Raw genomic sequence first — 15209 nt, 5'->3', positions numbered from 1 at the left:
CATCCTTTTGCCGGCAGAGCTGGAGACCGTCCTGCAGACCCCCTCTCCTGCTCCGGCCTTGAAAGTGATCCGGCGGTATATCGATAGCCATGACGACGTTGTGCAGATCAGTATTACTTTGCATCCCAGCGGCCGATTCTCTTTGCTGCTGGATGCAAAGCGGGAGATGTAGGGCGCTCTTCACACGAACGCACTTACCGTGAACATGGCACAATCGAATAAGACGCACATTAGTGCGCGAAATGGCAAACCAGAGAAGCTCAGCCACGCTCTGCGACGGGTCGATTCTGAATAGAGTAGCGTAATTGACATGGCCAGGCAACAAGCACCTGAGCGCCTGTCGTTCAACCTGCCTGTGCAGTCTTTGCAAATATTGCAAAAGTCATATCCGGCACCCTGCATTGTTTGCTCTGCCTGTCCTGCCTACAATCGGGCCATGACTTGCTTGCGACGGTACCGCAGCAAGCTACTATATAATCGTATTTAATATAGAAATAGAACCAGGAGACATCGAACATGCGTCTAATTGATGCGGATACACCTGAGAAAATTCGCCTGCAGCCCCAACAGGCTGTGCACCTGGGAGAGGCGGCGCTAAGAGGCATCGGCTACACCGAAGAAGAAAGCCGCATTATCACTCACCATCTTGTAGACAACTCCCTGTGTGGCTATGAGTTTGCCGGCTTGCCGCGTATCCTTGCCATTGCCGACAGCCCCGAATTGAAGAACCCCCGTTATCCGGTCAAAGTCATCCACGAAACACCGGTTTCGGCATTGCTGGACGGAGGAAACCATGTCGGCTATATTTCGGTCAACGCCGGCGCCGAATTGGCGATCAAGAAAGTGCGAGAGTCGGGCATTGCCGTTGTCGGCGTGTCAAATAGCTGGTTCAGCGGTCGTAACGCTTACTACCTGGAAAAAATAGCCCGTGCCGGATATGTCGGAATCCATACCGTGAGCGGAAGCCCGATGGTCGTACCGATGGGCGCAAAGCGCCCGGCTTTGGGCACAAATCCGATCGCCTTTGCATTTCCCGGTGAAAAGGACCCGTTTATTTTCGACATGGGTACGGGCGCGACCATGTGGGGAGAAGTACTGCTGCATGCCTTCCTGGAGAAAGACTTCGACGACGAAGTCGGTGTAGACGCCAATGGCAGCCCAACCCGCAACGCCAAAGCGATTGTTCAAGGCGGCGTGGTTCCGTTTGCCGGACACAAGGGGTATGGCTTATCGCTAGCCATCCAGGCGCTAGGCCTGCTTGCAGGCGCCAGGCGACGCTCTGGTAAGGTATCTGACTTTGGCTTTCTTTTTATTGCCTTTGACCCTGAAATATTAATGCCGGCGGCCGAGTTCAAAGCCCAGTTGTCGGAACTCCTGCAATCGATAAAAGACCTGCCCAGGCAGGACGGCGTGGACGAGATCCGCATCCCTTCAGAACGGTCACAACGAGAGCGAAGCATCAGAGAAGAACAAGGCATTCTCGTGCAGCGCCGGGTCTATGATCGGCTGATGCAAATGCGTGACTCAGATGGATGAGCTGGCTGCAATCCGGGTGTTCGCCCGGGTAGCCAGAGTGGGCACCTTTTCCGAGGCGGCGCGCCAGCTCGATATGTCAACGAGCTCGGTCTCACGCCAGATCAACGCGCTGGAAGAGTCCCTGGGAATACGTTTGTTCAAACGTTCAACTCGCAACCTGGTCTTGACCGAAGCAGGGGAAACCTATCTGACATCAATTGACCCGGCATTGAAGCAGCTGGAGCTGGCCAGAAGGACAGCGCTCTCCTATCAGCGCACGATCAGTGGCTCCATACGCTTTCATGCCCGTACCTCAGCGGGGACAGAAGTCATCGTACCGGCCCTGTCTGAGTTCTTCGTCCGCTACCCAGATATTGAAATTGATATCACCCTGACCGATGAGCGTGTCGATCTTCTTGCCAATGGCATTGATGTCGCGGTATGGCTGGGCAAACTCGAAGACTCCAGCATGGTGGCAAGAAACCTGAGCAGCAGCAGGCGCGTGATATGCGGCAGTCCGGCCTATCTGCAGCGCCATGGCATTCCGTGCAAGCCCGACGATCTGCTGCAGCACAGCTGCCTGGTCTACTTGCAGCATAACTACCTGAAAGACTGGCGTTTTCAGAAGGATGGTCAGTCTTTTGTCATTCCGGTAACCGGCAAGTTACGCACGCCCAACAGCGTGGTGCTCATGGAAGGCGCCAAACAGGGACTGGGGCTGGTCATGTTGCAGGGGTGGATGGTTCGCAAATCGGTGCAGGAAGGGTCGTTGCAAATAGTCATGGAAGACTATGAAGCCTACCCGACTGAAACGGACACGGCATTGTATATTGTTTACCCCCATCGACACGGTCTGCCGTTGAAAGTGCGGGTTTTTATCGACTTTTTGGTGCAGCTGTTTGGTCCTGAATCGCAGGCGTCTGCGTGATCGTCTTGCTCACGTCTGCCAGACGATAAATCCGGGCGGCATTGCGCCAGAACAATAGGTCTTTTTCATCGGGTGTCGCAGCCTGCGTAATTCGCTTCATCGCATTCCAGCCCACACAATAACTGTGGGAGCCTCGGTCTGCCGGAAAATTACTTTCAAACATACAACGCGCTGCACCAAAAGCCTCAATACATGGCTCGATCCAAGGTCGCCAGATATCGGCCAACGCTTGCGAATTGGCCGGCATACCACCATGACCTGGCCAGCCAAGTCCCGTCATCGGCAATCCGAGCCCGCCCAGCTTCACCGTCACATTTTCGCAACCAGCCAGTTCGCGCATATTCTGCAGCCACTGGGTTCGCACCAGCGCTGCCTGGCCTTCGTATCCTCGTGTTCCCAGCACGCCGCCACAGTGATTAAGTATGATGCAAATCGATGGAAAATCCCGTGCTAGCGCGGTCAGCCTGGGCAGTTGATGAAAAAAGAGCCATGCGTCAAATGTTAGGCCAAAGCGGCCCAGTTGTGCGAACCCCCGGCGAAAGGTTTTATCGTCGAGCAATCCCGGATGGGATGGGTAGGCACGATTGAGCAGTTCAGTATCCTTGTCCCATGCCAGCGGTTGCCGAATACCCTTGAAATAATTGCCGCCGGCGCTCATGTGCGATTCCAGTACGGGCCGGACCCGCTCGCCCAGTGTCAGGTCGGCGTATCCGACAATACCAGCACAGATACGCGGCACTTCAGGGGGCGCCTTATCGCAGGCCAGGGCAACATCATGGGCAAACGCCGTCTCGCCAACAGCCTTGAACGCTTCGGGCCCGTGTTCCCGCAGCATTGAGCGCGCCTGCACATAGACCGTTGCCCGGACATCATGCCCACTGCATATATCGGTGAGCAGATCATTTAGCAAATACCGGATGCCGGGCCTGTCGTACAAATGGTGGTGAGCATCGATAATCAACTGGTCCGGATCGAGTGCGAGCTCACGGGCAACAGGGGACCGACAGGTGCCTTCTTGGGACTGCTTCTGGCCGTTCACGGCTGAACTCCGGCCTCGCTGGAGTCCGGGCGCTCCAGCTCGGACGCCCGGCTCTCTGGAAGACCTATTTCAAAGCAATTGAGCGTAATCGATACCAGACAGTAATAGCCCAGTATCGCAACCAGCTCTACCAGGCCGCGTTCTCCCAGCGCCTGAATACCCTCGGTGTAATGCGTGGGCGATAGCTGGCCGCTAGAGAGCACCTCCCGTGAAATCACATAGACGATTTTCTCGTTCACCTCGGTAAACGCCGGTGCACGGTGGTCTGCAATTGCATCGATAGTGGCAGGCTCCAGTCCTGCCTGCAAGGCCAGTTTCTTGTGTGCGGTCCATTCGTGATGTGACGTCCAGTGGCGGGCACAAACCAGTATGGCCAGCTCTGTCAATCTGGGCGTCAATGACGTATCAAAACGCAACAAGGCACCCAGATCCTGGGCGCGCCGCGCCAGCTCCGGATTGCGAAGCCAGGCGATCATCGGAGCGGGAATTTTGCCCCGAGGCCCCGTTCGCGCCGCCTCGCAGGCAGCAGCCTGCTCCGCAGACATTTCAGATGGATCCAGCATGGGAAGGCGTTGCATACAGTTCTCCTGATCATTCTAAGTAGTGGGACGTGCTGCGGTCATGCCGCCATCGACAACCAGTTGCGTCGCAGTGATATATCGCGCTTCGTCACTGGCAAGAAACAGCACAGCATGGGCCACATCCCAGGCGTCTCCCATCCTGCCCACAGGAACGCTGGCGTGACGTTTTTCAATAAATGACCGGGTATCTTTTACACCCAGTTGCGTGACCAGCCGGTTTGAGACCAGGGGCGTGTCCATCACGCCTGGAACGACAGTATTGACCCGGATTCCCTTGCGCGAATAAGCGATCGCGACCGCGCGACTAAAGGAAAGCACGCCGCCCTTGGACGCAGCATACGCCACGCTCACCCGTCCTTGATCCTGAAAACTCATGCAACCGATGCTCGACAGGTTCACAATTGCCCCTCCCCTTGATTCCGAATTGAATTGTCGCTCCATGATAGGCAAAACGTGCTTGCATCCAAGAAACGCCGTTTTCAAGTTCAGTTCCATCTGTGCATCCCACGCCTCCTCTGGCATCGAAACCGGGTCGCCCGGTGCACTCCCGCCCACATTATTGACCAGCACATCAATGCGCCCGAACCGATCCAGACAGTCACTAACGGCCGATTGCACTTGCCCGCTGTCTGTCATATCGCAGGTTTTGCAAGCCCAGTTTTCATGTCCTTCATCCAGCATGGCTGCATTCGTGCCTTGCAGCGCACTGTCGTCCCTGTCCACGCCGAATACATGCGCCCCCTGGCGGGCCATCAACACTGCCGTCGCTTTGCCATTTCCCCATCCCGGCCCGGCCGCCCCGGCGCCCGCCACGAATACTACCTTTCCTGTCATATCAAGCATCGCTGCTCCTTTCATGCTTAGTGAACCGCTGTTGGGGTTACGCAATAAGCCCGACTTCGTTCGCTTTTATCAGCAACGCGACGTATTGAGAATAAATGCGCGCGTGTGCAAGCCCGCCACCCATGAACCACAGCCCCTGCTGTGGTGTTGGTCGAAACATATTGCTCAATTCGCCATCCTTGGCCAACCCCCAAACCGGCCCGATCTTATCGGCTATGTTTTCGCCCAGTAACTCGCGCACCACCTCGTTCTGGTTCTGGTAGCCTGTGGCCGTCACAAGCAGATCGGCCTTGTAAATGCGCCCGTCCTTCATTTTCAACCCGCTGTTGACAAAGCGCTCGATGTCTTCGTACTGGATCAGCCCGACCTGGCCATTGATGATCAGTTCCGAGCAACCGCAATTGAGGTAGTAGCCCCCAAAGCGGCGACGCAGTTTCATTTGGTGCCCGGTGTTATCTTCCCCAATATCCAATTTCATACCCCTGGCTCGAAGGCCTGCGATAAGCGCCTTATCCATTTCCAGCATTTTTTCGACAGCCAACTGGTAGCCACGCACTAGCAAAGGATAGGTACTTGCCGTGGCAATCAGATCGCAGTCCTCCAACGGCAGGCCTTCGTTGTAGTAAAGAGAATGATTGATTCCGGCAGCCTCGACACTTGCCACCGTAATGGAACCACGCTGTATCAGCGAGACATTTGCGCCGTGAGCGTGCAGATCCTGCGCAATATCGTGCCCACTTGTACCAACGCCCAGCACCAACGCCGACTTGCCTGTCCAGGCAGAACCGTCACGGTAGTCGTGCGTATGCAGGATTTGCCCTGCGAAATCCTCAAGGCCGGGGGCACGCGCCGGCTTGGGCTTTCCCACGATGCCATTTGCGAAAACAATGTGGCGGGGATGCAGGAGCCGTTCGGGATGGCCGCGCCGTTGAACGCGCGCCGACCAATGCCCTGCTGCTTCTTCGTAACTGGCGCCCTTGAACTCGGTGTCCGTCCAGACGTTGCACTCCATGGCCCAGGCATACGTTTCGAGCCAATTGCCAAGCATATCCTTAGGCAGATAGAGCGGCCAACTGGGCGGGAAAGGCATATAAGGCAAATGGTTAAGGGGAACACGGTTGTGAAGGGCCAGCGAGTGGTACCGGTTGCGCCACACATCCCCGACACGCTCCAGTCGTTCCACCACCAGAGTATCGACGCCCTGCAGGCGCAGCCGCGCCGCAAGGCTCAGTCCCGCCTGACCAGCGCCAACAATCAACACCGCAGGCTCTCTGTCTTCGAAAGCCCGCTCCCGTTGCCGCTTTTCTGTCCAGTTCTCGCCGCCAAAGGCGCGAGAGTATGCCTGCCCGCTGGGACGACGCCCATTGATAGGCTCTTCATACCCTTTCAGTTCGTCAAGAGAGGTCATCAGGACCCACGCCCGGTCCGGTTGATCTGCCAGGATTCTGACGATGCCGTGGCCCCGACCGACCCGGCTTTCAAACCCGAAGATCGCCTCTATAACATCGACGCCTGTCCGGGTGACGCGGCGCGGTGGCGTGCGGTTTGTATCCAACGCAAACATGCTGGTATGCGCGCTCATTTGGGCCTCAAGCAGGCCCTGGACAATCTCTTGGGCGCCAACATGAGGCGTAATGTTCCAGGTGAAAGCCAGCAGGTCCCGCCAATGGCTATCCGCAGCAAAAAGATCAAGAAGCTGCTCGCGATCTCCGGCACATAGCGAGGCCTCGAAACGCGATAGCCAATCCCGAACGATATCTGTATTCTCGATCAGCCGGGTTCGATCAAGGATCATGTCATCTTGCATCTGTGCTCCTGTATAGTGGCGTCGACAGAGCCTGGGATAGCCGGATAGCATGTTGGATTCTTTTCTACCCAGGCTTGTCGCCGTCAGGAAATTCTAGTTGTGACGGCGAGCTGGAACTAGTGATGTTCCCGGTAAACAATCTTGCTCCATACGCAAAGGCCATGAGAGTACGCAGGAAATACGACAGCTTCCCTGATTATGCAAAACACATTTTCAGTTTCGTGCCATATACAACGTAAATCCAATCCCTAGAATGATGCTATGACACGACATGCCAGTAACACACCAAAGGAGACAATATAATGAAAATGGATAGAAGGACATTTTTGAAAACAGCCGGCGCTCTCCCAATGATTGGACTGGGCACCACAGCGTACGCAGAGCAATATCCTTCCCGGCCTATAAAAATCGTAGTGCCGGCATCGGCAGCCACTTCCATCGACGTAGCTGCAAGATTTTTCACCGAACCCCTGTCACGAAAGCTCAAGACCCCCGTGGTGGTCGAAAACAAGCCAGGTACCGGCGGGCTGATAGCCTATGCCAGCACAGCCAAAACCCAGCCTGATGGCTATACGCTCATGCTTGCAGGAATTCCGATGTACTTGTTGCCCCTGTTATCGACGGGTACTGCCCAATTCGACGCCAGGGCGGACTTTACGCCAGTTACGCGAGTCGCCAGGGTATCTTTGGGCGTCGTCGTGGCGCCAGAGTCTCCCTATCAGACGTTAGATGACCTGATCCAGGCAATGAAGAAAAAGCCAAACGAACTGACCTATTCCTCCCAGGGGATTGGCAGTACAGCACATCTTTGTTCAGTGCTGTTCACGCACATGAGCCATACCAAAGCGCAACACGTGCCCTACAAATCTACCACCACTGCGACCACGGACGTAGCAGCTGGCCGAATAACATTTACGACTCAAACGGCACCCGCATTGCTAGGCTTGATCCAAAGCAGCAAATTGCGGCTTTTGGCAGTGACGGGAGAAGAACGCTGGGAACAGTTCCCCGACGTGCCTACCGTGCAAGAGGCAGGTGTCCCCGATTTCGAACTATCGTCCTGGCTGGACTTCGTGGCTCCAAAAGGAACACCTGAACCTGTCCTGCAATTACTCACGGATGAATTCAGCCAAATTGCGAATTCTTCAGAGTACAAAACATTCTGCAAGCAACAGATTATTTTTCCTGATGTCGTGGGCTATCAGGAACTTGCCCGGCAGATGCCCGACGAAGCAGCCAAATGGAAACGGATCGTCGATCTGTCAAAATCGAGCTGACTCACTTGCATCGCTATGCGCACTCCGACCGCAACGCCCCCGCTACTTCTATGCTTTCTGTACTGACCTTTTCCCTGAATACCAACGGCACCACACTCAGCACCCCGATCACCGCCAACCCGGCTCCTACCCACAGCGGGGCGCGCATGCCAAAGTCCAGGCTGATGCCCAAACCACCCAGCGCAGAGCCGGCGAACAGGCCGATATTAATCACAGAGGCATGCAGCGTGTTCACAAGCGGACTCGCATTTGCCGTCTTGATCACGCGTGTCACCATGGCAGGATTCAGCGCAACACCAGTCAGCCCGATCAGTATCAAAGCGCCCAGGGCGACAGGCTGCAGTTGTCCGAAAAGTGCGAATGCAATCAAGGCTGCTGTCAAGAGAACCTGTCCCCAGAACAGAACCTGCATGGTATGGCGGTCGGCCAGCCGCCCGACAACGAAATTGCCCACTACCGTTGCGGCGCCGTAAAGCATAAGCAGCAACGGGATGGTTGAGGCGTCATACCTGCTCACGTTCAGCAGAATCGGGGAAAAGTAACTGAAGGCCGCAAAGGTTGCGCCGATAATCAGGGCGCTGGTAGCGTATGCGGCCCACAGGCGACCGTTATTGAGCGAGGCCAGTTCTGCCCGCGCACTGATCCGCTGTGCAATACGCGAGGCTGGCAGCGTGATCGCCAGCACCACACCGGATGCAGCGGTCATTGCCGCCACCAGCCAGAACACAAAGCGCCAGCCTAAGTTTTGCTCCAGGGCCGTTGCAGCCGGCACGCCAAACACAGTGGCAAACATCAGTCCGCCGATCACGATGGCCGCGGCTCTGGCCATCTTGCCCGGCGGCACCATCTGGGCACAAATGGCCAGCGCCAGGCCGAAACATGCCGATGCAGCAACGCCACACAATATGCGCCCTGCCACCATGATTTCATATGTGATTGCGGCTGCGGCGGCCGATTGGCCCACCGTATATACCCCGATAAGCACCAGCAATGCGCGCTTGCGCGGCACGTTAAGTAGAGCCAGCATCAAGACAGGCCCGCCAATCACCATGCCCGCTGCGTAATAGGAGATAAGATAACCAACCTCAGGCACCGATACGTCCAACGCCTGCGCAAGCGAAGGCATCATGCCCGCCACCATGAATTCCGACGTGGTCAGGGCAAAAATCGCCATGGCCAGAAAATAAACAATGACTGGCATGCTGTGTTGCGCTTCGATCTTAGACATTGGCGCCGCCATCAATTACCATACTGGCGCCCGTAATCGAACGTGCGGCGTCACTGGCCAGGTAAACTGCCATGGCGGCGATCTCTTGGGGCGTATTGTAACTGGGGATGGCGCGCAAGCTGCGCTGCTCCTGGGCGTGGGGCCCGCTGGCCGGATTCATGTCGGTATCGGTCGATCCCGGCTGAATGATATTGACCGTGATCCCACGCGGGCCCAGGTCGCGCGCTGCGCCTTTGGTCAGTCCCCACACCGCAGCCTTGCTCATGGCGTATAGCGACATATTCGGCCTGGGCACCCGTGCAGCCAGGTTACTGCCGATATTGATAATGCGCCCACCGTCGGCCATGACCCGCGCAGCCTGCTGAATAGCCGCGAAGACGGCACGCGCATTGACACCCATTTGCCTTTCGTAGTCTTCCATTGTGAACTCGCCGGTCGGCTTCAGTTCAAAGACGCCAGCGTTATTGACCAAAATATCCAGTTGCCCGAAATGCTCAAAGGCGGTCAACACGGCCTTTTGCACTGCAATCGGATCTATGCTGTCAACCTGTAGCGCCAATGTTGCCGACTGCGCGCCGTGTTCTGCGCCGGCCTGGGCTTTGCGACGCAAGGCCTCGATCTCGCCCACCAAGTCTTGCGCCGCCTGGGACGAACTTGAGTAAGTGAAGGCCACTTGCGCGCCTTCTTTCGCCAGTTGACGAACAATGGCTGCGCCGATTCCCCGCGAGCCGCCGGTAACCAGCGCGATTTTTCCTGTGAGTAGCGACATATCCATTCCATTTTTTAGTGATCGTTATATAATCGTAATTTGAACGAGCATCCGCCGTCAACAGATTTTTTGATCAATCGTTATAAAATTTAATTATGATTACCAGAGGCCGCCCCCGCTCCTTTGATAGAAACGCCGTCTTGCGCGCCGCCATGCAGCTGTTTCAGGCTCATGGCTATGAAGGCACGTCTATGGCAGACCTGACCGCCGCCATGGGAATCCCTGCGCCCAGTTTGTACAATGCATTTGGCAGCAAGGAAGGTCTGTTCAGGGAAACCGTGGAATATTACGTTGCCCATGATGGTAGCGCGACAGCCCGTGCGTTGCGCGAAGAGCCCACTGCACGCCGCGCCATCCAGGTCATGCTGCGCGAGGCATTGGGCGCAGTATCCAACAAGAGCAAAAACCACGGCTGCCTGGTGGTGCTGGGCGCAGCCAATTGCGCCGAAGAACATCGCAATGTGGACGACTATCTGAAGGGACTGCGACAGGGAAACTACGAGGCTATCCGCCATCGGCTACAAAAAGCGCAGGCGGAAAAAGAGATCTCGGACAAGGTGGACACTTCGGCGCTCGCCAGTTTTTATGCAACGCTCATGAACGGGCTGGCCATACAGATGCGGGATGGCGTGCCACGCGATGTCCTTGAAAAAGTGGTGGAAACAGCCATGACCGCGTGGCCGGATCAAGGCTGATTCCTTTTTTTTGGCTAAGCGACTTGATTTTTTCCCTATTTCGGCAAATCAATATCCTGCATCACATATGACAACGTCTTGCCATGAGCGTCCATGGCAAGTGAAATCGTCACGCCGCCCCCCAGTGCGTTTTCAATCACAAAGTTAAGCGCTCTGAGCTTCGGCAGTTCGTATCGTGTCACCGGTCCGCCAACCAGATGCTGATAGGCCTGCATAACTCGTTCGACGGTCAAGTCGCGACGCAATCGCTCCCAAGCCGCAGCATCATAAGCAATAACCGAAACATTCGATGTATTGCCCTTGTCGCCGGCACGTGAATGCCCCAGTTCATAGACTTTGGTCATGCTGATCCTCCGTTCATGACAATTTCCGGGCGAACGTGCTCGCGCGGCAGCAGCAAGGATTTAACGCCAATGACTTGGCGCACCGTATTGGTGCCGCCCCCACCGCCAGCTGGTCCGTTCACGTTTAACGTCCTTACTTCAAACCCCACAGCCTCGGCTGCCTTGCGATCGTGGCTGCGTGCCGCGACGCGCAAGCGGACCTCATACGGTTCTGGCCGGTCGGGCAGCTCGCCGTGCAGGCTGGAAACCCCAATGTAATCGACTCGGATTTCGGGATATGTGAATCCTCGCAAAGTCAGACGTTCACGTACGATTTGTTCGGACATGCGCGCCCGAGCCAATGCATGCGGGCCGGCATAGCCAACCTCACCCTCGCCGATCCAGCCATCGTGGTAGCCAACCACGACTTTATAGCTGGGGGTGCGTGGGCGCCCGCGTGCACCCATCATCTGCACACGATTTTCGGCCAGCTGTGCAAATTCCGCCTGGGTAATATCAAGAACGCAATCGGGCGTGATGTAACTTGCCGGATCGTGCATTTCGTATAGGGCCTGCTCCGTGCAGGTGGCTATATCCAGTCGTCCGCCGGAGCCATTCACTTTGCCGAACCGGACGTTGCCGTCGACATCGATATCCGCAAAAGGAAATCCAATACGGGCCATATCCGGTACGAATTTACGAGGCAAGTCGGCGAAACAACCACCGGTCAGTTGAGCGGCGCATTCCATCAGATGACCTGCAAACGTACCGGCTGCAAGTCGCGTGTAATCGTCGTAAGACCAGCCCAGACCATGCAACATGCAGGCAAGGAAAAGTGACGGGTCGGCCACACGACCAGTCACGACAATCTGCGCGTTCTGCCTGAGCGCATCACTGACAATATCTGCCCCCAAATAGGCGTTCGCCGCCGCCAGGTGAGGCAGCAGTGACTCCACCGGCTCACCGCTTTCCAGCAAAGGCAGTTGTGGATTGGCGCGGATAACCTCGGTCACATCATCGCCGACAATAGAAGCAACATTTGGCGCTTCCAGCCCCAATTGCTGCGCTTGTTCACGAACAATCCGGGCTGCATATAGCGGGTTGGCGGCGCCCATATTGGTCACAATCCGTATCCCGCGCTGCATGCAGTCTGGCAAGACCATGCGCATGCGATCGACGAGATAGGGTGAGTACCCCGCTTCGGGATTTTTAAGACGGGTCAGTGTTTCACGGGCAATCGTCCGTTCAGCCAGGCATTCGAATACCAGATAATCGATATCACCATGTCGGGCCAATTCCAGTGCCGGCTCAAGACGGTCATCGGAAAAGCCCGAACCGGCTGCGACACGTATGCTTTTTTTTGTCATGCAATTACTCCAATTAATCCGCTTACTCCGGTTGGATGCCTGCGGCCTTGATGATCCTGGCCCATTTCTCGGTTTCAGAGGCCTGGAACCGCTTAAGGACCTCGCCATCACCAAAGGCCACTTCGGTGCCGGTTTTCTCCGTCAATTGCTTCAATTCTGGTGAATTCATCGCCTTCTTGAGCAATTGGCTTAACTGCGCCGTGACTTCAGGCGAGGCATTGCCCGGCAGATAGACGGCAGTCCAGTAAGACATTTCGTACCCTTTGACGCCGGCCTCCTCCATCGTCGGCAGCATGGGCAGGATTTCCAGTCGCCGCTGGCTGCTGACAGCGAGGCCACGCAACTTTCCGCTTTTGATAAGGTTGACTGCAGAAGAGGTATCGACAAACATCACCTGAAGCAAACCGCCCATCAAATCATTGAGCGCGTTTGGATTGCTTTTGTAGGGAACGTGGACCAGATCCACGCCAGCGATCTGCTTGTATAACTCGGAAGAAACACGTGACGAAGAACTACCGCTACCAAAATTAAGCCTGCCGGGTTCTTTCTTTGCCTGAATAGTAAAATCGGCGACCGTGGTAGCCGGAAAGTCCGGCTTTGTGACCATCACCAGATATCCTTTGCGCAGCAAGGCGACTGGCGTGAAGTCCTTAACCGGATCGTACGGCACGTTCTTGTATAAATGTTCGGCGGCGGCATGAGTGCTATTGGTTGTCAATAGCATCGTATATCCGTCAGGCTTTGCATTTGCGACATCTTGTGCAGCAATAAAACCGTTGCCGCCCGGCCGGTTTTCAACCACAACCGTGATTTTATCCGCTTGCCCCATCGCATGGGCCAGTGCTCGCGCAACCTGATCGGTGCCGCTGCCAGCGCCGAACGGCACAACCATTCTAATGGGCTTGGAAGGATAAGGCTGGGCTACGGCCGATTGAGCCATGGCGATGGACAGCGCAGCGCACAAGTAGAAAATCGATTTCATCAGGTCTCCTTGGATTAGTGGCAAATAAGCAAATGCGATAACTCGCCGGGCTTGCCTTCGTTGTCATTACTTGTGCGGACAGTGTAGATAGGGCACACTGATATCGGAAGTGAATTTATCTTATCAATTTGATGTTAATAAATTATCAATAAGCCGGAGTACCCGATGCGCTCAACATTGACTGTCCACGAATTGGAAGCATTTTTGTTGCTCGCAGAAACCTGTAATTTCCATCGCGCGGCTGAACGGTTCCATGTATCACAACCAGCATTCAGCCGTACCATCCAATCTGCCGAACAGAAATTGGTAACGCGGCTGTTCGACCGCAATACCCGCCAAGTAGGGTTGACGCGCGCTGGGGAAGAGCTATTGCCAATCGCTCGCCGCATTGTTGCCGAGTTCTACGATTCATTGAGCGATCTGTCTGAATTTGTAGCCGGGCGAAAGGGTCTGATCACGATCGCCTGCCTGCCATCGGCCGCTGCGCTACTGCCAGAAACCATGTTCAAGTTCGAACAGTCATATCCGCGAGTAACCATTTCATTGGTACCTCTATCGAACGAATTCGTGCGGGAGATGGTCTTTGACGGGCGGGCAGACTTTGGCATATCGGTTGCCCCAGGCCCACAGGGACAAGTCGTATTCGAACCCTTTACACGAGACGATTTCGTACTGATCTGCAGCCGCAAAGATCCCCTGGCAAAGCGCCGGCAGGTCGATTGGAACGTACTGGCCGAGCGCCCAATCGTCGCCAGTGGCTCGGCAAGCAGCATTCGCCCCATCGTAGATCAGGTGTATGCAGATCTTGGCTTGTCTATCCAGCCCAAGTACGAGGCAACAAATATTTCGGTGGTTGGTGCAATGGTGTCGGCCGGGCTCGGTATCGCGCCTATTCCCCGTTTGGCTTTGCGGCTGATGGATAGTACGGGGCTGGCGGTACTCAAGCTGGGTCGGCCAGTAGTGTATCGGGACATTGGGATATTGACGCGTAGCGGGCGCTCGCTATCGGCCGCAGCTACCAAGTTTCTGGATACATTGAGGATGCAGTAAAGGGGGCAGGTTCATGACCAGCGTCCGGCTATGCGACCCCGTCATGCGACAATGACAATTGAAACGACAAATAGGCCTCTGTCATATTTGCCCAATACAGAAGTAATCCGTGTCGAGTACTCGTCCGACTTACCGCTGGAGTCAATAATTGCTTTATAAACTGATTTTTTTCAGAAGCATTCAGTTGATCAAACGTGCAATTGAATAAACTGCCTGCCTTGTAGGCTTTCATATAAGGCCATAATCACCCAGCGGGTTTCAATGCCTTCGCATACTTTTCGCGATGCGACTGCTGCCCCTTCGCGTCAATTCCAATATCTCATTTCTTAATTTGTTTGCCTCAACAACCCCCTGCTCTGGGATCTATTTTCCAAGGTCAACCAGCTCTCGATATTCAATAAAGCGGCGGCGCTTTGTATTCTCATATAAAAGCGAATATCCTCTTCCGAATATCCTAAAATCAGCCCTATTTGCCGTTCTGCCTCTTCTGAACATCCATGTTTCCAGGAATGCTCCAGCAGCACGGTGCCTTGTGCTGCTCATTTTGAGTGTGCGCTCACACCAGGTTTGTTGGCTCGCCAGCAAAAAAGTGGTTGATATTATCAAACGCAGTTGCGAAATAACTTTCATAATTGTCTCGCTCTACATACCCCAAGTGCGGGGTACACAATACATTTGGCATATTAAGCAGCGGCGAGGCGGTGACCGGTTCCTCCTCATAGACGTCAACGGCAGCAAAGCCGGGAGCGCCATTAACCAGCGCATTCTGCAGCGCGCCGGTTTGAATCAGCTCTGCCCTGCTGGT

At 55.3% G+C, this 15209-nt stretch carries 15 protein-coding genes; 5 read left to right on the top strand and 10 right to left on the bottom strand.

The annotated features are described in order from the left end of the window. Nucleotides 1–516 precede the first annotated feature (516 nt). Both ACTIKR_RS14535 and ACTIKR_RS14530 read left to right on the top strand, forming a co-directional pair. Nucleotides 517–1536 (top strand): Ldh family oxidoreductase, encoded by a 1020-nt coding sequence (locus tag ACTIKR_RS14535; RefSeq protein WP_193090428.1) that lies wholly within the window; start codon nucleotides 517–519, stop codon nucleotides 1534–1536. After that, entirely contained in the window at nucleotides 1529–2443 is a 915-nt protein-coding gene (locus ACTIKR_RS14530; RefSeq protein WP_100699274.1) for a LysR family transcriptional regulator, read from the top strand. The genes ACTIKR_RS14535 and ACTIKR_RS14530 overlap by 8 nt, the downstream gene beginning before the upstream one ends. Here ACTIKR_RS14530 and ACTIKR_RS14525 read toward each other — a convergent pair. Genes ACTIKR_RS14525 through ACTIKR_RS14510 form a run of 4 tightly spaced genes read right to left on the bottom strand, consistent with a single transcriptional unit; the run spans nucleotide 2391 to nucleotide 6713 of the window. Continuing rightward, nucleotides 2391–3482 carry an amidohydrolase family protein gene (locus tag ACTIKR_RS14525; protein ID WP_100699275.1) on the bottom strand — a complete coding sequence of 364 codons (1092 nt, stop codon included), beginning with the start codon at nucleotides 3480–3482 and terminating at the stop codon, nucleotides 2391–2393. The two genes, ACTIKR_RS14530 and ACTIKR_RS14525, sit on opposite strands and share 53 nt — an antisense overlap. After that, nucleotides 3479–4060 carry a carboxymuconolactone decarboxylase family protein gene (locus ACTIKR_RS14520; RefSeq protein WP_100699276.1) on the bottom strand — a complete coding sequence of 194 codons (582 nt, stop codon included), beginning with the start codon at nucleotides 4058–4060 and terminating at the stop codon, nucleotides 3479–3481. Before ACTIKR_RS14520 ends, ACTIKR_RS14525 begins: the two co-directional genes overlap by 4 nt. A gap of 18 nt (nucleotides 4061–4078) precedes the next feature. Continuing rightward, nucleotides 4079–4897 carry an SDR family NAD(P)-dependent oxidoreductase gene (locus tag ACTIKR_RS14515; RefSeq protein WP_442328195.1) on the bottom strand — a complete coding sequence of 273 codons (819 nt, stop codon included), beginning with the start codon at nucleotides 4895–4897 and terminating at the stop codon, nucleotides 4079–4081. A 46-nt stretch (nucleotides 4898–4943) separates the two neighbouring features. Continuing rightward, nucleotides 4944–6713 (bottom strand): FAD-dependent oxidoreductase, encoded by a 1770-nt coding sequence (locus ACTIKR_RS14510; protein WP_442328194.1) that lies wholly within the window; start codon nucleotides 6711–6713, stop codon nucleotides 4944–4946. A gap of 302 nt (nucleotides 6714–7015) precedes the next feature. Between ACTIKR_RS14510 and ACTIKR_RS14505 the strand changes: the two genes are divergently transcribed. Then, complete coding sequence (locus ACTIKR_RS14505) at nucleotides 7016–7990, top strand: Bug family tripartite tricarboxylate transporter substrate binding protein (protein ID WP_100699279.1); 975 nt, start codon at nucleotides 7016–7018, stop codon at nucleotides 7988–7990. A 13-nt stretch (nucleotides 7991–8003) separates the two neighbouring features. On the opposite strand, the gene ACTIKR_RS14500 is transcribed toward ACTIKR_RS14505, so the two are convergent. Together ACTIKR_RS14500 and ACTIKR_RS14495 are read right to left on the bottom strand one after the other, a co-directional pair. Next, the gene (locus tag ACTIKR_RS14500; protein WP_226817306.1) at nucleotides 8004–9218 is read right to left on the bottom strand and encodes an MFS transporter; all 1215 of its coding nucleotides are present in this window, start codon (nucleotides 9216–9218) and stop codon (nucleotides 8004–8006) included. Beyond that, nucleotides 9211–9987: an SDR family NAD(P)-dependent oxidoreductase gene (locus ACTIKR_RS14495; RefSeq protein ID WP_193090430.1), complete on the bottom strand. Its 777-nt coding sequence runs from the start codon at nucleotides 9985–9987 to the stop codon at nucleotides 9211–9213. The genes ACTIKR_RS14500 and ACTIKR_RS14495 overlap by 8 nt, the downstream gene beginning before the upstream one ends. Nucleotides 9988–10082: 95 nt before the next feature. Between ACTIKR_RS14495 and ACTIKR_RS14490 the strand changes: the two genes are divergently transcribed. After that, on the top strand, nucleotides 10083–10682 hold the full coding sequence (locus ACTIKR_RS14490) for a TetR/AcrR family transcriptional regulator (RefSeq protein ID WP_100699281.1): 600 nt from the start codon (nucleotides 10083–10085) through the stop codon (nucleotides 10680–10682). Between the two features lie 35 nt (nucleotides 10683–10717). Here ACTIKR_RS14490 and ACTIKR_RS14485 read toward each other — a convergent pair whose 3' ends face one another. Genes ACTIKR_RS14485 through ACTIKR_RS14475 form a run of 3 tightly spaced genes read right to left on the bottom strand, consistent with a single transcriptional unit; the run spans nucleotide 10718 to nucleotide 13354 of the window. After that, nucleotides 10718–11026, bottom strand: coding sequence for an AtuA-related protein (locus tag ACTIKR_RS14485; protein ID WP_100699282.1), 309 nt, complete (start codon nucleotides 11024–11026; stop codon nucleotides 10718–10720). After that, a complete protein-coding gene (locus tag ACTIKR_RS14480; RefSeq protein WP_100699283.1) occupies nucleotides 11023–12372 on the bottom strand; it encodes an acyclic terpene utilization AtuA family protein in 1350 nt (449 codons plus the stop codon). The genes ACTIKR_RS14485 and ACTIKR_RS14480 overlap by 4 nt, the downstream gene beginning before the upstream one ends. A gap of 22 nt (nucleotides 12373–12394) precedes the next feature. Further along, entirely contained in the window at nucleotides 12395–13354 is a 960-nt protein-coding gene (locus tag ACTIKR_RS14475) for a Bug family tripartite tricarboxylate transporter substrate binding protein (protein WP_100699284.1), read from the bottom strand. A 165-nt stretch (nucleotides 13355–13519) separates the two neighbouring features. Between ACTIKR_RS14475 and ACTIKR_RS14470 the strand changes: the two genes are divergently transcribed. Continuing rightward, nucleotides 13520–14404: a LysR family transcriptional regulator gene (locus ACTIKR_RS14470; RefSeq protein ID WP_193089544.1), complete on the top strand. Its 885-nt coding sequence runs from the start codon at nucleotides 13520–13522 to the stop codon at nucleotides 14402–14404. Nucleotides 14405–14960: 556 nt separating this feature from the next. Here the strand turns inward: ACTIKR_RS14470 and ACTIKR_RS14465 are convergent. Continuing rightward, nucleotides 14961–15209, bottom strand: a 249-nt coding sequence (locus ACTIKR_RS14465; protein ID WP_442328193.1) for an NAD(P)-dependent oxidoreductase, incomplete at its 5' end; no start/stop codon positions are given.

It is taken from the genome of Advenella sp., from assembly GCF_052108595.1.
GTDB lineage: Bacteria > Pseudomonadota > Gammaproteobacteria > Burkholderiales > Burkholderiaceae_B > Advenella.
The sequence above is the reverse complement of the archived record's forward strand: the minus strand, read 5'-3'. Positions and strand labels throughout refer to the sequence as shown.